20 protein-coding genes are annotated in these 22,547 nt (G+C 64.9%); 5 read left to right on the top strand and 15 right to left on the bottom strand.

Going from position 1 to position 22,547, the window contains the following annotated elements:
- Window positions 1-26 precede the first annotated feature (26 nt).
- Window positions 27-1,676: a sulfatase-like hydrolase/transferase gene (locus HRUBRA_RS00650; protein ID WP_035513477.1), complete on the top strand. Its 1,650-nt coding sequence runs from the start codon at window positions 27-29 to the stop codon at window positions 1,674-1,676.
- 3 nt (window positions 1,677-1,679) lie between these two features.
- Window positions 1,680-2,771: an MBL fold metallo-hydrolase gene (locus tag HRUBRA_RS00655; protein WP_035513479.1), complete on the top strand. Its 1,092-nt coding sequence runs from the start codon at window positions 1,680-1,682 to the stop codon at window positions 2,769-2,771.
- Here the strand turns inward: HRUBRA_RS00655 and HRUBRA_RS00660 are convergent.
- The 4 genes from HRUBRA_RS00660 to HRUBRA_RS00675 form a co-directional block, all read right to left on the bottom strand.
- On the bottom strand, window positions 2,763-4,562 hold the full coding sequence (locus HRUBRA_RS00660) for an arylsulfatase (RefSeq protein ID WP_201771492.1): 1,800 nt from the start codon (window positions 4,560-4,562) through the stop codon (window positions 2,763-2,765). The two genes, HRUBRA_RS00655 and HRUBRA_RS00660, sit on opposite strands and share 9 nt — an antisense overlap.
- An 8-nt stretch (window positions 4,563-4,570) precedes the next feature.
- A complete protein-coding gene (locus HRUBRA_RS00665) occupies window positions 4,571-5,335 on the bottom strand; it encodes an SDR family NAD(P)-dependent oxidoreductase (RefSeq protein WP_035513481.1) in 765 nt (254 codons plus the stop codon).
- 151 nt (window positions 5,336-5,486) lie between these two features.
- A complete protein-coding gene (locus HRUBRA_RS00670; protein ID WP_035513483.1) occupies window positions 5,487-6,497 on the bottom strand; it encodes a zinc-dependent alcohol dehydrogenase family protein in 1,011 nt (336 codons plus the stop codon).
- Between the two features lie 676 nt (window positions 6,498-7,173).
- The gene (locus HRUBRA_RS00675) at window positions 7,174-8,523 is read right to left on the bottom strand and encodes a sigma-54 interaction domain-containing protein (RefSeq protein ID WP_201771493.1); all 1,350 of its coding nucleotides are present in this window, start codon (window positions 8,521-8,523) and stop codon (window positions 7,174-7,176) included.
- A 247-nt stretch (window positions 8,524-8,770) separates the two neighbouring features.
- Here HRUBRA_RS00675 and HRUBRA_RS00680 point away from each other — a divergent pair, with 247 nt between their 5' ends.
- The 3 genes from HRUBRA_RS00680 to HRUBRA_RS00690 are packed head-to-tail and all read left to right on the top strand — an operon-like array spanning window position 8,771 to window position 13,117.
- Window positions 8,771-9,697, top strand: coding sequence for an MBL fold metallo-hydrolase (locus HRUBRA_RS00680; RefSeq protein ID WP_052094230.1), 927 nt, complete (start codon window positions 8,771-8,773; stop codon window positions 9,695-9,697).
- Between the two features lie 4 nt (window positions 9,698-9,701).
- Window positions 9,702-11,399, top strand: a complete 1,698-nt coding sequence (locus HRUBRA_RS00685) for a bifunctional protein tyrosine phosphatase family protein/NAD(P)/FAD-dependent oxidoreductase (protein WP_035513485.1) — start codon at window positions 9,702-9,704, stop codon at window positions 11,397-11,399.
- Complete coding sequence (locus HRUBRA_RS00690; protein ID WP_035513486.1) at window positions 11,396-13,117, top strand: SulP family inorganic anion transporter; 1,722 nt, start codon at window positions 11,396-11,398, stop codon at window positions 13,115-13,117. The genes HRUBRA_RS00685 and HRUBRA_RS00690 overlap by 4 nt, the downstream gene beginning before the upstream one ends.
- 15 nt (window positions 13,118-13,132) lie before the next feature.
- Here HRUBRA_RS00690 and sohB read toward each other — a convergent pair whose 3' ends face one another.
- The 11 genes from sohB to HRUBRA_RS00745 all read right to left on the bottom strand — a co-directional run bounded on the left by sohB (window position 13,133) and on the right by HRUBRA_RS00745 (window position 22,485).
- Window positions 13,133-14,185 (bottom strand): protease SohB, encoded by a 1,053-nt coding sequence (gene sohB / locus HRUBRA_RS00695; protein WP_035513487.1) that lies wholly within the window; start codon window positions 14,183-14,185, stop codon window positions 13,133-13,135.
- 18 nt (window positions 14,186-14,203) lie between these two features.
- Entirely contained in the window at window positions 14,204-15,013 is an 810-nt protein-coding gene (gene nudC / locus HRUBRA_RS00700) for an NAD(+) diphosphatase (RefSeq protein ID WP_035513489.1), read from the bottom strand.
- A 120-nt stretch (window positions 15,014-15,133) separates the two neighbouring features.
- On the bottom strand, window positions 15,134-16,822 hold the full coding sequence (locus HRUBRA_RS00705) for a Na(+)/H(+) antiporter subunit D (RefSeq protein WP_035513491.1): 1,689 nt from the start codon (window positions 16,820-16,822) through the stop codon (window positions 15,134-15,136).
- Window positions 16,815-17,066 (bottom strand): hypothetical protein, encoded by a 252-nt coding sequence (locus tag HRUBRA_RS00710; protein WP_035513493.1) that lies wholly within the window; start codon window positions 17,064-17,066, stop codon window positions 16,815-16,817. The genes HRUBRA_RS00705 and HRUBRA_RS00710 overlap by 8 nt, the downstream gene beginning before the upstream one ends.
- A 10-nt stretch (window positions 17,067-17,076) precedes the next feature.
- Window positions 17,077-18,537: a monovalent cation/H+ antiporter subunit D family protein gene (locus tag HRUBRA_RS00715; RefSeq protein ID WP_035513494.1), complete on the bottom strand. Its 1,461-nt coding sequence runs from the start codon at window positions 18,535-18,537 to the stop codon at window positions 17,077-17,079.
- A complete protein-coding gene (locus tag HRUBRA_RS00720; RefSeq protein WP_035513496.1) occupies window positions 18,534-20,024 on the bottom strand; it encodes a monovalent cation/H+ antiporter subunit D family protein in 1,491 nt (496 codons plus the stop codon). The genes HRUBRA_RS00715 and HRUBRA_RS00720 overlap by 4 nt, the downstream gene beginning before the upstream one ends.
- The gene (locus tag HRUBRA_RS00725) at window positions 20,021-20,380 is read right to left on the bottom strand and encodes a cation:proton antiporter subunit C (protein WP_035513497.1); all 360 of its coding nucleotides are present in this window, start codon (window positions 20,378-20,380) and stop codon (window positions 20,021-20,023) included. The genes HRUBRA_RS00720 and HRUBRA_RS00725 overlap by 4 nt, the downstream gene beginning before the upstream one ends.
- A gap of 9 nt (window positions 20,381-20,389) precedes the next feature.
- The gene (locus tag HRUBRA_RS00730; RefSeq protein ID WP_035513500.1) at window positions 20,390-21,385 is read right to left on the bottom strand and encodes a DUF4040 domain-containing protein; all 996 of its coding nucleotides are present in this window, start codon (window positions 21,383-21,385) and stop codon (window positions 20,390-20,392) included.
- Complete coding sequence (mnhG, locus tag HRUBRA_RS00735) at window positions 21,382-21,729, bottom strand: monovalent cation/H(+) antiporter subunit G (protein ID WP_035513501.1); 348 nt, start codon at window positions 21,727-21,729, stop codon at window positions 21,382-21,384. Before mnhG ends, HRUBRA_RS00730 begins: the two co-directional genes overlap by 4 nt.
- A 4-nt stretch (window positions 21,730-21,733) precedes the next feature.
- Window positions 21,734-22,015 carry a monovalent cation/H+ antiporter complex subunit F gene (locus HRUBRA_RS00740; RefSeq protein WP_236629740.1) on the bottom strand — a complete coding sequence of 94 codons (282 nt, stop codon included), beginning with the start codon at window positions 22,013-22,015 and terminating at the stop codon, window positions 21,734-21,736.
- A complete protein-coding gene (locus HRUBRA_RS00745) occupies window positions 22,012-22,485 on the bottom strand; it encodes a Na+/H+ antiporter subunit E (RefSeq protein WP_035513502.1) in 474 nt (157 codons plus the stop codon). Before HRUBRA_RS00745 ends, HRUBRA_RS00740 begins: the two co-directional genes overlap by 4 nt.
- Window positions 22,486-22,547: the final 62 nt, after the last annotated feature.

The following is a 22,547-nucleotide window of genomic DNA, read 5'->3' on the forward strand; positions in this document are numbered from 1 at the left end:
AGGCACCGACTGCGCCGGACGGCACAATGAAAATAAGAATACTGGTCGCGACCTTCGGGCTGCTGGTGATCGCCGGCGTGCTTGGCTGGACTTTCCGGATAGACCTGCTCCTGGCGATCGCGGAGCGGCGGGCCGCAGCCGATGAGGTCGCGCCCGCCCAGTCCGTAGCCTGGCAGAAGGCTGCGCCCCAGCCCCGCGACGGCCGGCCCAATATCGTGTTCATCCTCCTCGATGATCTCGGGATCAACGACTTGTCCACCTTCGGCGGTGGCGTGGCCGGTGGTCGGGTCCAGACGCCACATATCGACCGGCTCGCCGCCGAGGGCGCGGTATTCCGCCAGGCCTATGCCGGCACCGCGAGTTGCGCGCCTTCCCGCGCCATGCTGCTCACGGGCCGCTACCCCACGCGCACGGGCTTTGAGTTCACCCCCACGCCCGATGGCATGGGACGCGCCGTGAGCATGATCGCCAACAGCACAGACAGCGGCCTGCCGCCGGTGCGCTACGACCGGGAGGCCGCGGACCGGCAGCCCCCCTACGAGGCCATGGGGCTGCCGTCGTCGGAGGTCACCCTCGCCGAGGTCCTGAAGGCAAGCGGCTACTACACGGCGCACATCGGCAAGTGGCACCTGGGACGAAGCACCGGTTCGCGCCCGACGGATCAGGGCTTCGACGACAGCCTGCTTATGGCCAGCGGCCTGTTCCTGCCCGAAGACCACCCCGATGTGGTCAATGCCCGACTGCCCTTCGACCCCGTCGATCGTTTCCTCTGGGCGCGTATGCGCTTTGCCGCCAGCTTCAACAACGGTCCCTGGTTCGAGCCGGGTGGTTACCTGACGGACTACTGGACCGACGAGGCCGTGAGCATCATTCGCGAGCACCGCGACGAACCGTTCTTTCTCTATCTGGCGCACTGGGGCGTGCATACGCCGCTGCAGGCGACGCGCAGCGACTACGACGCGGTCGGCACTATCCAGCCGCACCGGCTGCGCGTATATGCAGCCATGGTCCGCGCGCTCGATCGCAGTGTCGGCCGCATCCTCGCGGTCCTTGATGAAGAAGGGCTCGCCGAGGACACGCTGGTTGTTCTCTCCAGTGATAACGGCGGTGCCGGCTACCTGGGACTCGCGGAGATCAACGCGCCCTACCGGGGCTGGAAGCTGACCCTCTACGAGGGCGGGCTGCGCGTGCCCCTGTTCCTGCGCTGGCCGGGCAGGGTGCCCGCCGGTACGGTGGTGGAGCCGCCTGTAGCACACATTGACCTCCTGCCAACGCTGGCTGCTGCCGCAGGGGCGCCGCTGCCCACCGACCGGATTATCGATGGCCGCGACCTGCTGCCGATCGCCTCGGGCGCAAGCACCGAGGAGCCCCACGAGGCGCTTTACTGGCACAGCGCTCACTACGCCGCGGTGCGGCGCGGGGACTGGAAGCTGCAGCGCAGTGAGCGGCCGGCTTTCCGGCGTCTCTACGATCTGGTGACGGATCCTACCGAGGAGGTGAACGTTGCCGCCGACCACCCGCTTATCACCAGCGAACTCGACGCACTCCTCGACGCGCACCTTGCCGACCGGCGGCCACCGCTTTATCTGCCGACGCTCGAGGCCCCGGTGGCGCTCGACAAGACCCTCGCTGAACCGGTGAGTGCAGCCGACAGCATCGTGTACTGGCCGAACTGACCCGTGCGCCCGCAACGCCGCCTCCTGCTCGCTGCTGTCCTCCTGCTGGTCCTGGCGCTGGTGCTGTTGCTCGCCTTGCGCCGGCCGATCGGTGAGGCGCTCTTTGAACGCGCCGCGTCAGCGCGGATCGCCGCTGCGGCCGCGAGCACCGCGCCGGTCGACGGCTTACAGGTTTATCTGTGCGGCAGCGGCTCACCGATGCCCGACGCGGCGCGCGCCGGTCCCTGTGTGGGCATCCTCGCCGGCCCACATCGGCTGGTTATTGACGCTGGCGCCGGCGGGCCGCGCAAGCTGGCGGCCATGGGCTTTCCCGCCGGGGGACTCGACCAGGTCTTTCTTACGCACCTGCATTCGGACCACATCGACAGCCTCGGCGAGCTGGTGCTGGTGGACTGGGTCGGCGGAGAGGGAAGGGCGGCGCCGCTGCCGGTTGCCGGCCCTCCGGGGGTTGAGGCCGTCGTTGATGGTTTCAACCTGGCGTACCGCGCAGACCGTGACTACCGTCTCGCTCATCACGGCGAGGCCATAGCCAATCCGGAGGGCTACGGCGCGGAGGCCCGGGTGCTTACACCGCCGGGGTCGCGCGCGGGCGCTGTGCCCGTTTACCAGCGCGGGGAGCTCACGGTCAGTGTTTTCCTGGTAGACCACGCTCCAGTGGCACCGGCCTTCGGCTACCGGGTGACGTACCGGGACCGTATTGCGGTGATCAGCGGCGATACGGTCTACAGCGATAATCTCGTGCGCGCTGCCCGTGGCGCGGACCTGCTCCTCCACGAGGCCCTCGCGCCGGCGATGGTGAAAACGCTGCGCGACGCACTATCCCGGGAGGGCATCGGCAACACCGCGCGCATCATGCACGACATCCTCGACTACCACGCCTCACCGTCGGACGCCGCCCGCGCCGCGGCGGCTGCGGGGGTAGACGCGCTCGTGCTCTACCACCTGGTACCGCCGCTGCCCGGGGGCTATCTTTCCCACGCCTTCCTCGGCGATGCGCGGGCCCACTTCGATGGGCCGCTACGGGTAGCTGTTGATGGCCTGCGCGTGACGCTGCCCGCAAGCAGCGATGCTATCGTATTCGAGGAGTTACTTTGAGCGGCGCTGGCGGCCCAGGAGCACAGCGGCTGCGATAAGCAGTAGCGCCGCGACCGCGCCCAACCGGGGGGCGTAGGCGGCGAGCATGCGTTCCGTCGCGTTGCGGTCGAGCTGCATCGGCGAGGAATAGCCCGCGGGCATGGGCTGTACCCCGACGTGACCCGCGTAGCGGGCATAGGCCGCGGCGAGTTCGTCACGCAGCGCCGGGCGGGCCCCGGCGAGGTCGCGCGTTTCCCCCGGGTCCTTCGCCAGGTCATAGAGCTGCCAGTGTCCGTCGCCCCAGGGCGGCAGGTTGCGAACCAGCTTCCAGCGTCCGCGATAAAGCGCGGCGTTCCCCGCCACTTCGAGCCCAACGGCCTCGTCGAGACCGTACACGCGGTCTGCTTCACCGCGGAGAACCGGCAGCAGGCTGCGTCCGTCCATAGCCGACAGGGCCTCATCGAGCCCCGCAAGCTCAAGCAGGGTCGGCGCGATGTCCGTCGCCAGCGTGAAGGCTTCTGTGACTTTCGGCGCGGTCTCGCTGGCGCCGGCAATCACGAGGGGCACGCGCACGCCACCCTCCGCGGTGGTGAATTTGTAGCGATCCAGGGGCGAGGCCGCTGCGGCGGCCCAGCCGGGCCCGATAAACGCATAGCTGTCCGGCCCGCCGATCTTCGCCGCGTCGAGGCGATACCCCCGGGAGGCCAGCCAAAGGCGCATGCGCCAGTCGTCGTCGGCCCGGGTCGGCTCCGGGCCGTTGTCCGAAACAATCACAAACACGGTGTTTTCCGCGAGGTCGCGCTGGCGCAGGGCGTCGATGAAGCGGCCCAGCTCATGGTCCATGGCCGTCATCATCCCGGCGTTTGCTGCCATGCGCGCAGCCCACAGCTGCTGCTCCTCGTCCGTAAGGCCGTCCCAGGCGGGCACGGCCGGGGGGAGGGGCGCCGTGGGCGCATCGCGGGGGATAAGGCCTGCGGCCCGGGCGCGCTCGGCCCGCTCGGCCCGCAGTACCTCCCAGCCCCGCCGATAGCGTTCGCGATAGGGATCGATGAAGGCAGCCGGCGCCTGCACCGGGATATGGATAGCCTGGAAGGCCAGGTAAGCGAAGAAGGGCTGCTCCGCCGGCGTAGCATCGAGGTAATCGACCATCTGGTTGACGATGAAACGCGAGGAGTAGAAGTCTGGCGGCAGCGTCGCCGGCTCGCCGTCCTCAAACCAGGGCGCGCTGTCGTAGTAGGGCATGTAAGGCGCCTGCGTCCAGTTGTCCGCGCCGGAGGCGTCGAGGGCAAAGGACCGGTCGAAGCCATGGGCGTCGGGCAGGTCGCCGTCGCCGTGGCCCAGATGCCACTTGCCGGTCATCAACGTACGGTAGCCGGCGCCGCGCAGCTGCGTGGCCACGGTCTGCACCCCGTCGGCCAGGCGCATGCCGTAGCCCGGGGCGTCAGCCTGCTCCGGCGGTAGAATCTCGGGGATGGATGCTATCCCGGTGCGGTGACTGTCGAGGCCGGTCAGGAGCATGGCCCGGGAAGGCGCACAGAGGGGCGAGGTCCGGTATTGGGTGAAGCGCGTGCCGCGGCGCGCCAGGGCGTCGATGGTCGGGGTGGCGATCTCGCCGCCGTAGGCCCCGACGTCCAGGAGGCCGGCGTCGTCGATCACGACCAGGACCAGATTGGGGGGCTGCGCCACCGCCGGCATTAGCGGGAGAAGCAGCAGGGCCAGGAGGGCGCCCCGGGCGCGCAGGCAGCGCGCCCGCAGGGCACTCGCGGGAAAACAGCGCGGCCGCCGGGGGCGGGCCGCGCTGCAGCATGACATGGCGACCGCTAGGCCGAGTAGCCGCCGTCCACGGGGACGGACTGGCCGCTGATGTAACCGGCATTCTCGGAGGCGAGGAACGCAACGGTGTCGAACAGTTCCTCCGGGGCGCCGGGGCGTCCGAGGGCGACCTGCCTGGTCCACTGGTCCAGGATGCCGCCGGGGGGCGAGTCGATTTCCTGGGACAGGCCGATGGCAATAAGGCCGACGGCGACGCAGTTCGCGCGGATGTTGTTCGGGCCTTCTTCCCGGGCTATGGCCGTGCACAGGTGCTGCACGCCGGCCTTGGGGATGGAGGACAGGCCGTCTGTGGCGATGTAGCGGGGGATCGCCGCCGTCGTCAACGCCGTGATGGAACCGCCGCCGCCCTCACGCAGATGCGGCACCACGGCCTTCAGCACATGGTAGAAACCTTTAACGTCGGCATCGAGGGTGTCGTAGAACACCTGCGGCTCTGCATCCATAATCGGCAGGATGTGCAGAAAGGGGCCGGTGGCAAAGATCACCGAGTGAATGCGTCCGAACTTCCCTTTCACATCACTGGCGAAGGCCTCGACGGCAGGCAGGTCGAGCAGATCAACGCTGCCGATATGACCCTGCTGCCCGGCGTCCTCGATAGCCTTGAGGTTCTCCTCGGCGGCGTCGCGGTTCTTGTGGTAGGTAAAGGCCACGTTGGTCCCGCTCTGGGCCAGCAGACGGACAACACCACCGCCGAGGCCGCCGGAACCGCCGAATACCAGCGCCGCGCCTTCGGGGAAACGATACACACTCATGAGATACTCCTAGCTGAGTTATGGGTTATGGGGCCCCGGGAGTATAACGCCAAAGCCCCGGGGTAGGCCCACCTCCGGTACCGGAGGAGGCGGGCAGGATCCAGCGCCCCGATCTGCGCGAGGAACGGCACAGCGCCGGACGCGGGCAGCCTCAGGTAGCGAAGTCAATGACCAGCTTGCCCTGGAAGCCTCCGGCATCGAGGTCCCGCAGCGCCGCCGGGGCGTCATGGAAGGGGTAGCGGCGGGCAATGACCGGGTGCAGGCCCTTTTCGCCGACAAAGGCCAGCAGCGCCTCGAGATTAGCCCGGTGCCCGGTACCGATACCGTGAATGTTCGCGTTGCGGATAATCAGCGGGAAAACGGTCAGGTCCAGCGCCGCGCCGGCCACGTAGCCGATGACGTTCACATGCCCCCCGTGGCGTATGGCCGCCAGCGACTGGGGCAGGGTGCCTGCACCACCAATCTCGACCACCGCATCAACACCATGGCCGGCAATACCGTAGGCGCGCTCGCCCCAGTCGGGCGTTTCCCGGTAGTTAATGGTCTCGGTCGCACCCAGGTCCCGGGCGCGGGCGAGGCGCTCGTTGCTGGAGGACAGCACGATACTGTTCGCCCCCAGCGCATGGGCCAGCTGCAGGGCTGCGGTCGCGACGCCCCCGGTGCCCTGAATGAGGACCCAGTTGCCGGCGCCGATGGCTGACTTTTCCACCAGGGCGGTCCAGGCGGTGAGGCCGGCACAGGGGAAGCAGGCGAGTTCGGCAGCGGTGAGGCCGGCTGGCGCCTTCACCAGCGCGTGCTCCGCATAGACACCGTATTCACGCAGCACGCCTGCTGTCTCCAGGCCCCCGGACACCTTGCGTTCGTCGCCCAGGGCCTCGCCCTCGAGCCAATGGGGGAAAAATCCCGGGGCAACGAGATCGCCGACGGCTACCCGGGTAACCCCCGCGCCGACGGCGGTCACGGTGCCCGCACCGTCAGAGAGAGGCACCAGCGGAAAGTCGACATGCGGGGTGAAATGGCCGGCGATGATCTGACTGTCCCTCGGGTTAACACTCGCGGCCTCGATGCGCACCAGAACCTCGCCTGGTCCCGGAACGGGTTCGGGCAGATCGTGGAGGGTGAGTTTGTCGAGACCAAAAGCAGGAAGTTGCCAGGCGCGCATGGAAGTACCTTTATCATTAGCGGGTTCGCAAAGCAGGCCGGATGGCCGGCAGGGGCAGAGAGTGCCAGAGCCCGCTGCGAGGCGCTACTGGCGCGTTACTCGCTGAAGAAGTAATCGAGGGCTGTGGATGACCTGGTGGTCAAATACATAATTTAACATAATATATATTATGCGCACTTGTGGATAAGCGTGGCGACTGCGATGCCAGGCTGCCGGAAAGCTATAAATCGTCTTTTTCAGTCCGCACCGTGCCGCATGCACCCCTGCATGCCCCGTTTACCCTGCTGCGCGCTTTTCTTCCTGCCCGGGCGCATGCGGCGCGCCCGACGTCAAACGGCTGGCCCGTGACGGCATCACGGGCGCCACGTCGCTCCCGGCGTGTGGACAACCGGCCGCCTGGGCCGGCGAGCACGATCCTCCTTCAACTGTACAGGCGGCGAGCGCGAGGCGCCGGCCCGTCAATCCAGCGGCACAGCAAAAAACAGTGGGGAAACAGTCACCTGGCGGCGAAAGGGAAGAAATCTTCTAGCTTTTTTGCAACAACTTTCACAGCCGCCTCAGGCGCTGACCGCGGCATCGCGCCGTCAATAAATGTTTTATGTTAAATGTACGGGCGGCGGCAAAGCCCCCCCCTCCTGCCGCGCCTGCTATGGCCGGTAGCTCCTTGCAACGGCGCTCACCAGGCGAGCTTTCGATAGAGACTGCGCACGCTGATGCCTGCCGCCTGCGCTGCCTGCGTTTTACTGCCGCCGAAGTGGTCGAGAAGCCAAAGCAGGTAGCGCTGCTCTGCGCCCCGCAGGCTCAGATCTTCCGGGATAGCATCGACGGCTGACGCCGCCTCCGCGGGGCGCCCGGCCCGATCGAACTGCGGACGCGAGGGCGTGAGAGCGCGCTCGATAACGTCCCGGTCAAGCACGTTGGTATTGGCCAGCAGCATGGCCCGGGCAAGGATGTTGCGCAGTTCGCGGACATTTCCCGGAAAGCGGTATTCCCGGAGCCGGTCCGCAGCGGATTGGGTCAGATGATGGTGTCTCCCCTCCCCCAGTTCCTCCAGAACGCGCCGGGCAATACCCTGCAGATCCTCGGGACGCTCCCGGAGCGGCGGCACGCGAATGGGGAAGACATTGATGCGGTAGTAAAGGTCCTCCCGGAACAGGCCCTGCTCTACCAGCTGCCCGAGATTTTTATGGGTGGCGCAGACGAGGCGGAAGTCCGAGTGACGCACCTCGGTACTCCCCACCTGGCGATAAGTGCCTGTCTCGATCAATCGCAGGAGCTTGACCTGCAGCGATAGCGGCACGTCGCCGATTTCGTCAAGGAACAGGGTGCCGCCGTTTGCCGCCTCCACCAGGCCGGGCTTGTGGAAGTTGGCGCCGGTGAAGGCCCCGCGGACGTGACCGAAAAGCTCGCTTTCGAACAGCGTCTCGGTCAGGCCGGCGCACTCCAGGGTGACCATGTGACGCTTTGCGCGGCGACTGTGCCGGTGAATGCCGTGGGCCGCCAGCTCCTTACCGGCGCCGGATTCACCGGACAGGAGGACCGCAACATCGGAGGGCGCGACACGGGCTATGAGCCCCATCATCTCATTGAAGGCGGGTGAGCTTCCGGTCATGGCCAGCTCGGGCTCCCTTGCGCTTCCCGTGCGCAGAGGCCTGAGCAGCTCGATGAAGAACTCAAGCTCACCGGCCTCGTCAAAGACCGGGAGCATCTCGACGTCGACGTGCTCCTCACCCCGTGGCGTCTGATGGATATGCAGTACGCGCTCGCGGTTGCCCGAGGCCGTGGCGGCCCGCAGCGGACAGGTTTCACCAGCCTCGTCGCAGGGACGATCGTAGCCGTGGGAGACCGCGTAGCACCGGGGGTGCTCGTCGCTCTGGTCAAGTTCCCCAAACTTGTCCCGATAAAGATCGTTTGTGGCGAGGATCTCGTAGTCCCGGCTGACAAGGATTGCCGGACTATCATAGCTGTCGAGCATCCGCGCGACGGTGGGATGAGTATCGCGGGCAATAAGGTTCATGGCTGCCATTTTTGTCAGAGCTTCCTGCCAATAGTGTCATAATTGGCACGGTGCGGCGAGGGCTGGCGATCTCTCAGCCCCCCGGGTTTACGCCGCTTTATCTGTAAAGTTTCGTTAATTCAGGCTCTTGGCAGGCACCGAGGCAGAACCGGCGGACAACTGGCACGCCTTGTGCTCTAACTCACACAACACCGCATCGGCCGTCGGTCTGCGGACAACGCCTTATTCGACAGCGATAACGCCCGGAGAGATCACCATGGAAACAGCCCAAGCCGCAAACAGTGCCCACAAGGCCCTGGTAACGCCCTTCTTCGACGAGGCGACGAACACACTCAGCTATGTCGTCCGGGACCCGGGCAGCCAGGCCTGCGCCGTAGTCGACTCCGTGCTGGACCTGGACTATGCATCAGGGACCATCAGCTACACGAGTGCGGACCAGATCATCAGCTTCATCCGCGACAACACGCTCGAGCTTGAATGGATTCTCGAAACCCATGTCCACGCGGACCACCTCTCCGCCGCCCCGTACCTGCAACAGGAACTCGGCGGCAGGATCGCCATCGGCGACCATATCACCACCGTGCAGGAGACCTTCGGAGAAGTGTTTTCAACCGGCCAAGGTTTTGCCCGCGACGGCTCACAGTTCGATGTGCTCCTTTGCGAAGGAGACGCAATCAATATCGGCGGCCTTGCCGGCTACGCCATGCACACCCCGGGACATACGCCTGCCTGCATGACCTATGTACTCGGTGACGCTATTTTTGTCGGCGATACGCTGTTCATGCCCGACTATGGCACGGCCCGCTGTGACTTTCCCGGCGGCGATGCAGCCACCCTCTTCCGGTCAATCCAGCGCATCCTTTCCCTGCCGGCGGACATGCGCCTCTTTGTCTGCCATGATTACCTGCCGAACGGTCGAGAGCTTGAGTTCGAGACCACCGTGGGCGCCGAGCGGCAGGACAATATTCACGTGCATGAGGGCATCTCTGAAGAGGCCTTCGTGGCCATGCGAGAGAAGCGCGACGCCACCCTGGGCATGCCGACGCTGATCCTGCCCTCGCTACAGGTCAATATGCGTGCCGGCCATATGCCACCGGCCGAGGGCGAACGCTTTTTCCTCAAGCTGCCGCTCAATGCCTTTGGCGGCCCCGATCTCGGCCGCCTCGCAGCGAAGGGAGAGTAAGGTCATGAGCGTCGATATCATAAGAGTCAGTGACGAATACGCCGTCTCCGCCCAGATCAGCGCTGCCGACATCGAGGCAATTGTCGCCTCCGGGGCGAAGTCGCTGCTCTGCAGCCGACCCGATGGCGAGGCCAATGACCAGCCGACCTTTGCGGAGCTTGAGGCCGTCGCCCGGGAAGCGGGCCTCGAGGTCGCCCACGTGCCGGTTATCTCCGGCAAGGTAAACGAAAAGAACGTGGACGATTTTCTGGCGGTGGTAGAACGGCTGGAAAAGCCCATCCACGCCTACTGTCGCACGGGCACGCGCTCGATGACCCTGTGGACCCTTTACCAGCGCCGCCTCGGCGTGCCGGACGAGGAACTGCTCACGCGCGCCAGCGCCTGCGGTTACGATCTGTCGGAAGTCCTGGCAGCAAAGCAGAAAACCCGCGCCGCCGCAGGTCCGGGGCACCGCCGGGATCACTACGATATTGTTATCGTCGGCGCCGGTGCAGCGGGGATCGCGGTGGCTTCGAGCCTCATGGCGCGCACTCAGGATCTGGCCATCGCCATCATCGATCCTGCCGCCGTCCACTATTATCAGCCCGGCTGGACCATGGTGGGCGCTGGCGTATTCACCCAGCAGGAAACGGTCAAGACCACAGCATCTCTTATCCCCCGCGGTGTCACCTGGATCCAGGCGGCCGTCGGCGACCTGGAGCCCGATGAGAACCGGGTGCTTCTGGAGGACGCGCGGCCGGTGTACTACGACCGGCTCATCGTCGCCCCGGGTATCAAGCTCGACTGGAACGGCATCGAGGGGCTGGTGGACACCCTCGGTGACAACGGCGTGACCTCCAACTACCGCTTCGACCTGGCACCCTACACCTGGGAACTGGTGAGCCAACTGCGCTCGGGCCGTGCGGTCTTCACGCAACCGCCGATGCCGATCAAGTGCGCCGGTGCGCCACAGAAAGCCGTGTACATGTCTGCAGACCACTGGAAGCGCAGCGGCTCCCTGGGGGCTATCGACATCGCCTTCTACAACGCCGGCCAGGTGCTCTTCGGCGTCAAGGAATATGTTCCGGCGCTCATGGCCTATATGGAGGGCTACGGCGTTGACCTCAACTTCGGCAAGCGCCTGGTGCGCATCGATGGCCCGGGCCAGACGGCCTGGTTCGAGACGCAGAACGCCGACGGCGGGATCATTGAGGAAAGCACCGCTTTCGACATGATCCATGTGGTGCCGCCTCAGACAGCTCCGGATTTCGTCCGCGGCAGCCCCCTGGCCGACGAGGCCGGTTGGATCGATGTCGACCAGAACACGCTGCAGCACCGGCGCTACGCGAATGTCTGGGGCCTCGGTGATGCCATGAACGCGCCGAATGCCAAGACGGCGGCTGCGGCACGCATGCAGGCGCCGATCGTCGCCAACAACCTGCTGCAGGATCTCGGCAAGGCCCGGGGTGTGGCCCACTACAACGGCTATGGCTCCTGCCCGCTCACCGTCGAACGCGGCAAGATCGTGCTCGCCGAGTTCGGTTACGGAGGCAAGCTGCTGCCGAGCTTCCCGCGCTGGCTCATCAACGGCGAAAAGCCTTCGCGACTGGCCTGGATCCTCAAGGAAAAAATCCTGCCGCCGGTCTACTGGAAGGCCATGCTGCGGGGCCGTGAGTGGATGGTTGAGCCCGAGCGAAGCAAGCCCGGCGCCAACGCTGCATGAACGGGGGGCCGGCCCGCTTTCTGCCACCCCTCCAGTGGCTGCGGGGTTACGGTGGCGCGACCCTGGCGAGCGACCTGCTGGCGGCGGTGATCGTAACGATCATGCTGATTCCGCAATCTCTCGCCTACGCGCTCCTCGCCGGACTGCCGCCGGAGATGGGCCTCTATGCGAGCATCCTGCCACTGATCGCCTACGCGCTTTTCGGCACCAGTCGCACGCTGTCCGTGGGGCCAGTGGCCGTGGCCTCGCTCATGACCGCCACGGCAGTGGGCAAGGTGGCTGAGGCGGGCACCGCCGATTACGCCAGTGCTGCGGTGGCCATGGCCCTGATGTCCGGCCTCATGCTCGCCGCCATGGGTCTGCTGCGCTTCGGGGCCCTTGCCAACCTGCTGTCACACCCGGTGGTGTCGGGATTCATAACCGCATCGGGGATCATTATCGCCCTGTCGCAGCTGCGCCATATCCTCGGCATCGAGGCACACGGCGAGACACTCCTGGACCTGGGGCACTCGCTGCTGGCACACGTCGCAGCCTTCAACAGCCTCACGCTCGCCACGGGCATGGCCGCCCTCCTCTTCCTGTTCTGGGTGCGCCGGGGCCTGGCCCCGCTCCTTACCCGCGCCGGCCTCCCCGCGGCTACTGCGGGTATGGTGGCAAAGGCCGGTCCGGTGCTGATCATCGTGCTGACCACGCTGGCCAGCTATCTCGGTGGTTTCGAGGCGCAGGACGTAGCCGTCGTCGGCACGGTACCCAGCGGCCTCCCCGCCTTCAGCACGCCCGTCTTCGATGCCGAGCTGTGGTCCGAGCTCGCCGTGTCCGCCCTGCTGGTAAGCATCATCGGTTTCGTGGAATCCGTATCCGTGGGTCGGACGCTCGCCGCCAAGCGGCGCCAGACCATCGACGCAAACCAGGAGCTGCTTGCTCTGGGTGCCGCGAATATAGCCTCCGGGGTCTCGAGCGGCTTCCCGGTCACGGGGGGCTTCTCCCGGTCCGTGGTGAACTTCGATGCCGGGGCAGAGACCCAGCTGGCCAGCGTATTCACCGCCGCGGGCATCGCGCTGGCAGCACTTTTTCTGACGCCGGTGCTTTATTTTCTACCGCAGGCCACACTCGCGGCGACGATCATCGTTGCGGTGACTTCACTCATTGACTGGGGAACGGTTCGGCTGGCCTGGCGTTACTCGCGCTCGGACTTCATCGCGGTGACGGCGACGATCGTGGTCACCCTCGCCCTCGGCGTGGAGCTCGGCGTGCTCGCCGGTATCATCGCCTCCATCGCCCTGCACCTGCACAAGACCTCACGGCCGCACATCGCCGTGGTCGGCACCGTACCGGGCACCGAGCACTATCGGAATGTCGAGCGCCACGAGGTAGTGACCTACCCCGGAATCGTGTCCATCCGCGTCGATGAGAGCCTTTACTTCGTCAACGCCGCCTACCTCGAGAGTGCAATCTACGCCATTGTGGCGGCGCGCCCGGAGGTGCAGCATGTTGTGCTGCAGTGTGCCGCGGTGAATGAAATCGACCTCTCGGCTCTGGAGGCGCTGGAGAACATCGACCACCGTCTGCGTGAACGCGGTATGCAGCTTCACCTATCTGAGGTAAAAGGGCCAGTGATGGACGGCCTGAAGCGCACGGACTTTCTCGAACACCTGAGCGGTGACGTTTTCCTCAGCCACCACCAGGCTGTGGAAGCACTGCGCGACCGCCAGGACTGACGGACAGCACCGGGCTCAGACCTGGCGTCGGTCGAGTCCGCGCTGCCAGAGCCTGAGGATCGCGCGGGTGACGGCAGCTTCCGCAGCGATCCCCAGCCGGTCCTGCCAGCTGCGGCGCTCTACGAAGTGTACGGCGATGAGGTCCCGATCAGTGGCCAGCGCCGTAAGCAGGGCATCCGAGGTGCTGAGTTCATCGACAAGCCCGGCTTCGAGTGCCCGGCGCCCGTACCAGATCTCGCCGGTTGCTACCGCGTCTACGTCGAGGGCCGGACGGTTCTCGCGCACGAAGAGCTTGAACAGCTCATGGGTGTCCTCGAGCTCCTGCTGGAACTTCTGCCGGCCCTTGTCGGTGTTTTCCCCGAACAGTGTCAACGTGCGTTTGTATTCGCCGGCAGTGAGCAGCTCCACATCTACCTCGTGCTTTTTCAGGAGGCGATGAAAGTTCGGCAGCTGCGCAACCACACCGATGGAGCCGAGCACTGCGAAGGGTGCCGCGACGATACGCTCGGCAACGCAGGCCATCATGTAACCGCCACTCGCGGCGACCTTGTCGACACAGACCGTCAGCGGCATGCCGGCGTCACGCAGCCGTTGGAGCTGGCTGGCCGCCAGCCCGTAGCCATGCACAATGCCGCCGGGGCTCTCGAGGCGCAGGATCACGTCATCTCCGTCCCGGCGCGCGGCGAGTACCGCGCTCACTTCCTCCCGCAGCTGCCCGGCGGCGGTGGCGCGGAGATCGCCATCGAAGTCCAGCACGAAGCTCACCGGGCGCTCCCGGCCCCCTTCCCCGTCCCTGGAAGCCTTTTTGCGTGCTTTCGCCGCAGCCTTTTCCGCCTTGCGGCGTGCTTTGGCGGAAGCCTTGGCGGCTATCGGGTCCAGCGCCTCAGCGAGCGTCGCTGCCTGCTGACGGTAGCGCTCGTGCAGCTTGTGCACCTCAAGGTGACCGCCGCTGTCCCCTTTCTTCTGCCGCTGGGCGATCACAGCAATGCCGAGCACCAGGAGCAGCGCCGCCAGCACCACGCTGATCGCCTGGGCCAGGAACAGGCCGACCTCACTCAGGAATTCCACGTGCTGCACTCCCCGCCGTCAGGCGATTTCGTCAAGGTAGGACTGGATCAGCTGACCGGCGATGGAACCGGCCGGCGGGATCGGCGGCAGGTCCCGGTAGTGGAACCAGTCGGCGTGGGCAATCTCTTCCGGCTGACAGCAAATAGCACCACTGGCGTAGCGGGCATGGAAACCCACCATGAGCTGATCGGGAAAAGGCCAGGGCTGCGAGCTGAAGTATCGCGGCGTCTCCACTTCCACTGCGACCTCCTCACGTACTTCCCGTGCGACGCAATGTTCGAGGCTCTCGCCCGCCTCCACAAAGCCGGCGAGGGTGCTATAGAACGGGCGCCGGGTCCGTGCATTGCGCGCCAGCAGAAGATAGTCGCCGCGGGTAACGAGCACGATTACACAGGGTGAAATGCGCGGGTAGACGCTTCGGGCACAGCCGTCGCAGCGCATGGCACGTTCCCTGGCATCCAGCACCATGGGGGCGCCGCAGCGGCCGCAGAAGCGATGGTCACGCTCCCATGCCAGCAACTGAGCGGCACGGCCGGCAAGGGCAAAGAGTGGTTCGTCCACGCGCCCCAGAAGCTGATAAAGGCTGCCGCAATGGTGCTGCATGGGGTCCAGCTGAGCGGTCTCAAGCTCCACCGCAAAACATGGTCGCCCCTGCCAACGACCGATAAACTGTTCCCGGCGCACGGCCCAACCATTGAGTTCGAGCTGACGCAGACTCCACGCCGGGTTCCCGCCGCCCCGAAGCTCACTGACGAGCTGTCCTTCCTGGAAAACGAAATGTAGGGCGTCGTCCCGGTTGTCGGGCGGCGGCGCTTCGAACTCGAACATGGTTAGGCTATTCCCGGGAGAAACGGCGGCTGAGAGCCCGTCATGGTACGCAGCACGACAAGGTGGTCGCAAGGCCTGCCGGTGGCAGACCATCGTGGCCGGGGCTATGCATGCGGGGCGCTAGAGATACTCCAGGAACACATAGACGACTAGCAGCAGGAGCACCCAAAGGGCGATAGTCCGCGTTGACCAGACCCGCCCCAGGAGACCCACCCGCAGCAGCAATCCCTCGGCGCCATTGACGCCGCCTGTGACCAGGCGCTGGCCGCCCTCACCAAGGGCACCGAAACCGCTGCCGGCGACCCGGCGCACGGCACCGGCAGCGGCGGGCAGCAGCCGACGGTAGCTCCACTCCACATCCAGGTTGGTGCTCGGCAGCTCCGGCGGGTAGAGCCCCTTGAGGTTGAGCCAGACAAAAGCCAGGGCTGAGAAGAAGAGCAGCTGGCTCTGGGTGAGGATGTGCGCTGCCGTATAGGGCTCGTAGTTGACCGGGAACGGCAGACGGTCATAGAGGAGCCAGGGGTAGCTGCCGATAAACAGGCACAAGGCCGCGGCCAGTCCCATGGCGACCAACATGCTCCGCGGCGCCTCTCGGCAGCGCAAGCCTGAATCATGGGCATAGAAAGCAAAATAAGGGATTTTGATTCCGGCGTGGTGGAAGACGCCGGCGGAGGCAAACAGCAGTGCCAGCCAGACGATCTCGTGGTGCGCCTCCAGCGCCGCCACCATGACCATGGACTTCGAGACGAAGCCCGAAAACAGCGGGAAGGCGGAGATGGAGGCGGCGCCGACGATACAGAAACCCGTAGTCCAGGGCATGGACTTGTACAGACCGCCGAGATCCGAGCCGTTCATGCGGCCGGTGCGCAGGAGCACGGCGCCCATGGTCATGAAGAGCAGGCCCTTGAAAATCACGTCGTTGAAGGCGTGCGCGACCGCACCGTTGATCGCAAGCTCCGTGCCGATGCCAATACCGACAACCATGAACCCCACCTGGTTGATGAGGCTGTAGGCCAGTACCCGGCGCAGGTCATTTTCGATGACCGCGAAGAAGATGGGAAACATGGCCATGGTGGCGCCGATGTATACAAGGAGCTCCGTACCGGGGAAGGCCCGCGCCAGCGCATAGACCGCGACCTTGGTCGTAAACGCCGACAAAAACACGGTGCCCGCCGGTGTCGATTCCGGGTAAGCATCGGTCAGCCAGTTGTGCAGCCCCGGGAAGCAGCATTTGATCCCGATAGCGAGAAAAATGAGCCAGGGCCCAAGGCCTTCGAGCGTCATCGCCGTGAACGTTACATCGCCGGTTTCGGCGATCACCAGCAGCGCGCCTGCCAGGAGCAGCACGCCGGAGCCGATCTGGATCACCAGGTAGCGCATGGCCGCGCCGAAAGCCCGCGCCGTACGCCGTGCCAACACCAGGAAAACGGAGGTCAGCGCAAGCAGCTCCCAGAACACGAACAGGGTAAGCAGATCGCCGGCAAACACCGCGCCCAGGGCGCTGCCCGCATAGAGCATTGCCGCCACCTGTTGCATGCGATCGCGCAGGGTGAAGGCATAAATGAAACCGATGAACGCTGCCAGGTGGAACAGGTAGCCGAAGAGTTCACTGAGCCGGTCGAGCTGCACCAGCACCAGGGTGTGGTCGAACAGCGTCAGCGTGGCGCTGGCGCCTGCCTCCAGGCCGTAGAGATTCCACGCGCCGATGAGCGGTATAGCGAGCGCGAGCAGCCGACGCTGGGCATCGGGCAGCAGCGCCATGAGCAGACCGCCGGCATAGAAGATGAGAAACGGCGCGACGCTATTCATCGTAGTAGTCTTCTCCGCGCATCAGCAGCTTGCGCATCTCCTTGGCCACCAGCACAAGCAGCACGCAGGCGACGAAGCCATAAAGGCAATAAAAACCCCAGAGGGCTTCCCAGGGGTGATCCACATGCCGGTGTATGACGAAATCCAGCAGCAGGCTCAGGCCACAAAGCGCATAAAGGGCGTACATGAGGCGGCGTACGTTGCGCGGATCATCGAAGAGGTGTTTCTTTTCCGGTTCGGTCATGGCGCGGTCCTCATCCCGATGGCAGCAGGCGGGCCCACTGATAAAGCGGTTCTGCGGCGAAGAAAAGCACGAGACACAGCAGGGACGTGATGCCGATGGCAAGCAGGCTGGGCAGCGGCGCCTCGCGCACACCCCGGAACTCGTCCCCGGGCGCCGGCTCGCGGAAAAAAGCCAGCAGTGGGATCTGCAGCAGATAGATGATGTTCAGCAGCGACGACAGCATCAGCACCGCCACCGCAAGCAGTTCGCCGGCCTCCAGGGCGCCGAGCACCAGGAACCACTTGCTCCAGGCGCCGGCGAAGGGCGGCAGGCCGATAATACTGAGGGCAGCGATGGTAAAAGCGGCGAAGGTAAAAGGCATTGTGCGGCCGACGCCGCTAAGTTCGCTGACCAGCGTCTTGTGCAGCGCCGTGTAGATTGCTCCGGCGCAGAAGAAGAGCGTGATCTTGCCGGCAGCATGAGTCACGATATGCATGGTCGCACCGATGACGCCGGAGGCCGTGGCAAGGGCGGCACCCAGAACAATATAGGAAAGCTGGCTCACTGTGGAATAGGCGAGCCTCGCCTTCAGGTTATCCTTGGTCATGGCGATGAGCGATGCCAGCACAATCGTACCGCTGGCAATCCAGACCAGCCACTGCTGGGCCCCGGATTCGGCCAGCGTTTCCACGCCAAAGATATAAATCACCACTTTGAGGATGGTAAAGACACCGGCCTTTACGACGGCTACTGCGTGCAACAGGGCGGAAACGGGCGTCGGTGCCACCATGGCCGCCGGCAGCCAGCGGTGCACGGGCATCAGCCCGGCTTTCGCCGTGCCGAAGGCAAAGCATGCAAGCAGCACGCCCAGCGCAAGCGGCCCGGTGCCATCGAGGATTCCCCCCGGGGTGAAGTCCAGAGTCCCGGCCTGAACATAGGTCCAGATAACCGCCGGCAGCAGCAGCCCGATGGAGGTGGCGAGGAGAAGGCCCAGATAGACTCGCGCGGAACGCACCGTAGCCGCATCACCTTTATGGCTGACGAGCGGATAGGTGGAGATCGTGAGGATCTCGTAGAAGATAAACAGCGTTAGCAGGTTGCCAGCGAAAGCCACGCCGAGGGCCGCAAAGATCGCGACAGCGAAGGCTATATAGAAACGGGTCTGATGCTTCTCGCCGTTACCGCGCATGTAGCCGATCGAATAAATGGAATTGACAATCCACAGCGATGACGCAAGCGCGGCGAAGAGCATTCCCAGTGGTTCCACCTGGAATGTGATGGCAAGGCCATCAAAGAGTGTTGTCACCTCAAGCCGTGGCCGGGCGCCAGCGAGCACCGGCGGCACGAGGCTCCATACGGTAAACGCCAGCACACCGGCTGTGGTCAGCGTGACGGTTTCACGGAGATTCGGCTTGCTGCCCGCCAGCGAGATACCGGCGGCGCCGACCAGCGGCAGCAACAGAGCGACAAGCATCAGCGATTCGAGATTCATGGCGCTTCACCGAGCAGTGTCATGCTTGCGGCCCGGGCCAGGCCGAGCGGCAGGCTGCTGTCGATACCGAACCAGAGATTGGCCAGGGTCACCAGCCACAAACTGGCCAGGATCATCGGTGGCGCCTCGCAAAGCTCCGGGGCTTCCTCAGGGCGCGGTTTGAAGTAGGCCGCTTCGACCACCTTCCACACATAGACAACAGCGAGCAGCGATGACAGGAGCAGTGCCGCGGCGAGGAAATATCCAGGCACGCCGAACTCGAGGCAGGCCTGGATGAGGTACCACTTGGAGACAAAGCCCACGGTGAGCGGCACTCCGATCATGGAAAGACCTGCCACCACGAAGGCGGCCATGGTCAGCGGCATGGCCCGGGCGCAGCCGGCAATAGCCGGAAGCTGCACACTGCCTGTGCGATGAGCGATGCAGACCACGGCCATAAACAATGCCCCTTTGATAAGGGCATGGTTGAACAGATGGACAATGGCGCCCGTTAGCGCCAGCGGCGTCAGCAGTGCCACGCCGAGAAGAATGTAGCCTATCTGGGCCACCGACGAGTAGCCGAGCATCCGCTTCAGGTTCCGCTCGAAAACGGCAACGGTGGAGCCGACCAGGAACGCCACCACCGCCAGGGGGATGAAGAAGGCGCTTACCTGGGCGGCGTGCTCGGCCAGGTGCGGCAGGAACACGACGAAATCAAAGCGGATCAGCACATAGAGGGCTGCCTTGGTCGCGCAGGCGGCCAGGAACACACTTACCGCGTGCGGTGCAAAGGCATAGGCGTTGGGCATCCAGGCATGCACCGGGAACATGGCGGCCTTCAATGCCAGCCCCATGGTAATAAAGCCGGCGGCAACCAGGACCGGGCGGAGCTCAGAGACCTCTCCAATGCGCAGGGCCATGTCGGCGAGATTCAGGGTGCCGGTCATCATGTAGATGAGGCCGACCCCGATGAGGTAGAAAGTGGCGCCCAGGGTGCCGAGGATGATGTAGCGATGGGTGGCCATGAGGGCCCGCCGGTCGGGCCCTGCGGCGATAAGCACGTAGCTGGCCAGCGACGAGATCTCGAGGAATACAAACAGGTTGAAGGCATCGCCGGTCGTGACCATGCCGCAAAGCGCGGCCAACACAAGCAGCCAGGCGGCAAAGAACAGCGGCGCCCGCTCCTCACCGATCTCCCGATCGAGGCTGGCTTTGCCGAACACCAGGGCAACGGTAGAGGCGCCGCTGATGATCAGGAGCAGGAGCACCGAAAACTGATCAATGGCCAGCTCGATGCCATAGGGCGGCTGCCAGCCGCCCACGGCGTAGCTCAGGGCCCCGTCGGTGGCCACCTGTCCCGCAAGGGCGATCGCCAGAACAAAGGTCAGGGCACTGGTCGCCGTGCTTGCGGCCCAGGGGAGCGAACGCACGCGCAGAAGCGTCACCACCGGTGCCAGCAGAAGTGGCACCACGATCTGTAGCGCCGGCAGATGGTCCTCAATGCTCATGAGCCGACGTCCTGGGCCTTGATGTCGTCCTCTTCTACGCTGCCGTACTCCTCACGGATGCGCACAACCACCGCCAGGCCGAGGGCCGTGGTGGCAATGCCGACGACAATGGCTGTGAGAATGAGCACCTGGGGCAAGGGGTTGGAGAAGATCCGTTCCGTGTTGCCGTTGAGGAAAATCGGCGCCGTACCACCTTCGACCTTGTTCATGGAGATGTAGAGCAGGAAGACCGCGCCCTGGAAGATCGACAGACCGATGAGCTGCTTGACGAGGTTGGTCTTGGCAATCACGGCGTAAAGCCCGATAACCAGCAGCACAGCGAATACCCAGTAATTGAAGTAAGCAAGGATAGCCATGATCGGATCTCAGCGACTGGCGCGACGGGCAAAGGCATGGAATACGGATATGAGCACGCCGGTCACGGTAATGCCGACCCCCAACTCGATGAGCAGCAGGCCCAGGTGCTGGCCCGCGGAGGGGACGGTGGCGAGCACGGAGTAGTCGAGAAAGTTACCCCCGAGCAGGACACAGGCGAGGCCAACACCCCCATAGAGGAGCGCCCCGCCGGCAACCATAAGGCGCAAAAGCCACTCCGGCAGGAGTTCACGGCCGCGATCGTCACCCTCGAGCAGTGAATAGAGAATAATTGCCGCGGCCGCTATGGCGCCCGCCTGGAACCCCCCCCCGGGGCTGTACTCACCATGGAACTGCACGTAGAGGGCGAAGAGCATGATAAGAGGCACCATACCCCGGCCGACGATGCGGGGTATCAGATGATGACGCAGGGAGCGCTGCCGCGCGTCGAGCTCCGCGCCGGAAAGCTCTACCAGCGAATGGCGCACACCTAGAATGGACATGACCCCGATACCTGCAGTGAATACGACGAAAACCTCGCCGAGGGTATCAAAGCCCCGGAAGGAGCCGAGAACCGCAGTGACGACGTTGGGGATGTCGATGAGTGGCAGCGTATTGGCGAGGTACCAGGGCGCAACGTGCTGGTGAACGGGAGCGCTGCCATCGCCGATGTGCGGGTTCTCAAGGCTGGCGTAAAACAGCAGGCTGGCGGTGGCGAAGGAGACCCCTAGCGCCAGCCAGCGGCCGCCCGGGCTTACGGTGTGTCGCGCTTCCTCCTTGCCCGTCAGGGCCAGCGCGCCCAGGAAAAGCACTGTTGCCACCCCGGCACCGACGGCGGCCTCGGTAAGAGCGACGTCCGCGGCATCGAGGAGGAAGAAATTGACAGCCATGAGCAGGGAAAAAATCCCCGATAACATGACCGCCGCGAACAGATCCTCGCTGCGCACGATGGCCAGCGCCACAATGACCAGCAGGATAAGCAGGAACACTCCGAAGATCAGCGTCACGCGTGCCCCTCCCCTTCGCTGTCCGTAGCGCCGCTTTCGTCGCTGACGACCGCGGGACGGTAGCCGGAAACAAGCGCCGCATTGCCCAGTGCGTAGGCCGCCGTCGGCGCTGTGACGGCAAGAAAAACGAGAATCACGGCAAGCTTGAACAGGGCCAGACTCCAGCCGGCCTGCAGCGCCAGCCCCGCGAGCACCAGCAGCGGCCCCGCAGTGTCGGTGATGCTCGCCGCATGCATGCGCGTGTACAGGTCCGGCAGACGCAGCACACCGACACCACCGACGAAGACACAAAAACCGCCCGCAGCAAGCAGGGCGAAACTGATCATGTCGATCACGCTGGCCATGGCGCTAACGTCCCTGACGCTCGTAGCGCTGGCGGATTTCGCGGGATTGGAAAAACTGCAGCACGGCAAGCACCCCGATAAAGTTGATGGCCGCATAAGCGAGCGCGAGATCGAGGAAGTCCGGGCGCCCGAGCATGAAAGCCGTTACCGCCAGAAAGAGTACGGTCTTGGTCCCGAACATGTTGACGGCCAGCACCCGGTCGTAGAGTGACGGGCCCAGCAGCGCCCGCGCGAGCGCGAGAGCCATGGTGGCAATGAGTGCAAAGAGCACCGGATAGAAAATCATGCGCTGGCCTCCAGGGCGCTTGCGCGACGATCCATCTCTCCGCTGCGCAAAGCCTCGGCACCGGCCCGCTCCAGAGCGTGCACGAGCATCGTCTCACCGTCCACGTCCAGCGTCAGCGTCCCCGGCGTCAGGGTGATCGAATTGCCGTAGATGACTTTGCACAGCTGGGAACGCTGGGTGGCCCGGAGGCGAAAGAGCACCGGATCCAGGGCCATGCGCGGGCTCAGGACTACCCGCATCACCTGTAGATTGGCGAGCACGACTTCCTTGAGCAGCCAGGGAAGATAGGCGAGCAGGTGCAGAGGGCGCAGCGCGGGGCCTGCATCTTCCTCCACGCGGTGCATGCGGCTGGCGAGCCAGACACAGAGCAGGCAGGACACGACGCCGAGGCCGAGCACGAGCGGCTTCATCAGTCCGGACAACAACAGCCAGACCAGAGCAAAGACAAGGAACAGGCCCAGGGCGCGCATCAGTGATCCAGCCGATCTTGCAGGGAGGGCCGCGAGTGCATGACTGAAGTGCCTCTCATCCG

Origin of the sequence: Pseudohaliea rubra DSM 19751, from assembly GCF_000764025.1 — a bacterium.
GTDB lineage: Bacteria > Pseudomonadota > Gammaproteobacteria > Pseudomonadales > Halieaceae > Pseudohaliea > Pseudohaliea rubra.

What these genes read in the sequence shown, in the direction of transcription:
- HRUBRA_RS00650 (WP_035513477.1), top strand. Translation starts at nt 27, where the DNA reads ATGAAAATAAGAATACTGGTCGCGACCTTCGGGCTGCTGGTGATCGCC.
- HRUBRA_RS00660 (WP_201771492.1), bottom strand. Translation starts at nt 4,562, where the DNA reads ATGTCATGCTGCAGCGCGGCCCGCCCCCGGCGGCCGCGCTGTTTTCCC.
- HRUBRA_RS00665 (WP_035513481.1), bottom strand. Translation starts at nt 5,335, where the DNA reads ATGAGTGTGTATCGTTTCCCCGAAGGCGCGGCGCTGGTATTCGGCGGT.
- HRUBRA_RS00670 (WP_035513483.1), bottom strand. Translation starts at nt 6,497, where the DNA reads ATGCGCGCCTGGCAACTTCCTGCTTTTGGTCTCGACAAACTCACCCTC.
- HRUBRA_RS00675 (WP_201771493.1), bottom strand. Translation starts at nt 8,523, where the DNA reads ATGGCAGCCATGAACCTTATTGCCCGCGATACTCATCCCACCGTCGCG.
- HRUBRA_RS00680 (WP_052094230.1), top strand. Translation starts at nt 8,771, where the DNA reads ATGGAAACAGCCCAAGCCGCAAACAGTGCCCACAAGGCCCTGGTAACG.
- HRUBRA_RS00685 (WP_035513485.1), top strand. Translation starts at nt 9,702, where the DNA reads ATGAGCGTCGATATCATAAGAGTCAGTGACGAATACGCCGTCTCCGCC.
- HRUBRA_RS00690 (WP_035513486.1), top strand. Translation starts at nt 11,396, where the DNA reads ATGAACGGGGGGCCGGCCCGCTTTCTGCCACCCCTCCAGTGGCTGCGG.
- nudC (WP_035513489.1), bottom strand. Translation starts at nt 15,013, where the DNA reads ATGTTCGAGTTCGAAGCGCCGCCGCCCGACAACCGGGACGACGCCCTA.
- HRUBRA_RS00705 (WP_035513491.1), bottom strand. Translation starts at nt 16,822, where the DNA reads ATGAATAGCGTCGCGCCGTTTCTCATCTTCTATGCCGGCGGTCTGCTC.
- HRUBRA_RS00710 (WP_035513493.1), bottom strand. Translation starts at nt 17,066, where the DNA reads ATGACCGAACCGGAAAAGAAACACCTCTTCGATGATCCGCGCAACGTA.
- HRUBRA_RS00715 (WP_035513494.1), bottom strand. Translation starts at nt 18,537, where the DNA reads ATGAATCTCGAATCGCTGATGCTTGTCGCTCTGTTGCTGCCGCTGGTC.
- HRUBRA_RS00720 (WP_035513496.1), bottom strand. Translation starts at nt 20,024, where the DNA reads ATGAGCATTGAGGACCATCTGCCGGCGCTACAGATCGTGGTGCCACTT.
- HRUBRA_RS00725 (WP_035513497.1), bottom strand. Translation starts at nt 20,380, where the DNA reads ATGGCTATCCTTGCTTACTTCAATTACTGGGTATTCGCTGTGCTGCTG.
- mnhG (WP_035513501.1), bottom strand. Translation starts at nt 21,729, where the DNA reads ATGGCCAGCGTGATCGACATGATCAGTTTCGCCCTGCTTGCTGCGGGC.
- HRUBRA_RS00740 (WP_236629740.1), bottom strand. Translation starts at nt 22,015, where the DNA reads ATGATTTTCTATCCGGTGCTCTTTGCACTCATTGCCACCATGGCTCTC.
- HRUBRA_RS00745 (WP_035513502.1), bottom strand. Translation starts at nt 22,485, where the DNA reads ATGCGCGCCCTGGGCCTGTTCCTTGTCTTTGCTCTGGTCTGGCTGTTG.